This window comes from Hydrogenophaga atypica (assembly GCF_042665215.1).
In the GTDB taxonomy this organism is placed as follows: Bacteria; Pseudomonadota; Gammaproteobacteria; order Burkholderiales; family Burkholderiaceae_C; genus Hydrogenophaga; species Hydrogenophaga defluvii_A.
Genome location: NZ_JBHTCA010000083.1, coordinates 1 through 803, shown reverse-complemented (window position 1 = coordinate 803; position 803 = coordinate 1). Strand labels below are relative to the sequence as shown.

The window sequence follows — 803 nt, the reverse complement described above, 5'->3', positions numbered from 1 at the left end:
GCTGCGACCTCCAGACGACCATCTCGGTGAGCGTGGGTGCCGCGCAGTTTGATCCGGTGCGGCATGCGGGCGGTGACGAACTCATCCACGATGCCGATCAGGCTCTGTACCGAGCCAAAGAGCGCGGGCGCAATCGGGTGGAGTTGGCGCTGCAGAGTGCCTCCGTGGACACGGTTGCGCTGGCTTGAAACGGCTGTCACATGAGGGTGCAGGTCTGCGCATGTCAGGATGTTCCCCGACGAGGCGTGAGATCAGCCCAGGGAGGGGACGGCATCCACCGCTCCGCGTTCACTGACGCATCTCCGTGGTTGTTTCAGGCGTCGCGGTCCAAAGCACGGACAACCCGCGGCAGCAAGGAAATCCAAACTGGCCCGGCACGCTCAATCGCTTCAGCCATGGTGTAGTTCATCGACGCCAGCCAGTCTGCGCGGTTCAGGGCCAGTGCGACTGCGACTTTTTCGCCGGTGGACTGTACGGCCCAGGCAGCGTCACCACCCTCCATGGCGGCCCGCGCCTTGCTCAAAAAATGCCGGTATGAGGTTGCCCCCGAAAAGTGGAGTTCTTAGCCTTGTTGAAAATATCGACAAGGAGCTGAGAGATGACACACAAGCAGGTGCGTGCGCAGTACACGCAAGAGTTCAAGATGGAGGCGGTGCGCCAGGTGCGGGCTGGCCAAGCCATTGCCGTGGTGGCCAAGGTCTTGGGCATACCCAAAGCCAGCCTGGGCAATTGGGTTCGCCAGTCGGCCAAGGGCGATTTGAGCGGGGCGGGTGCTGATGACAAGGTTGCCAGGGTGTCCCCAG

3 protein-coding genes are annotated in these 803 nt (G+C 62.3%); 2 read left to right on the top strand and 1 reads right to left on the bottom strand.

Annotation, left to right across the window (positions count from 1 at the left end; genetic code table 11):
- On the top strand, positions 1-188 hold a 188-nt coding region (locus ACFQPB_RS23880), incomplete at its 5' end, for a diguanylate cyclase domain-containing protein (RefSeq protein ID WP_382228948.1).
- 125 nt (positions 189-313) lie between these two features.
- Here the strand turns inward: ACFQPB_RS23880 and ACFQPB_RS23875 are convergent.
- Positions 314-523: a hypothetical protein gene (locus ACFQPB_RS23875; protein WP_382228945.1), complete on the bottom strand. Its 210-nt coding sequence runs from the start codon at positions 521-523 to the stop codon at positions 314-316.
- A 75-nt stretch (positions 524-598) separates the two neighbouring features.
- Here ACFQPB_RS23875 and ACFQPB_RS23870 point away from each other — a divergent pair.
- A partial coding sequence (locus ACFQPB_RS23870) for a transposase (RefSeq protein ID WP_382228942.1) occupies positions 599-803 on the top strand: 205 nt, incomplete at its 3' end.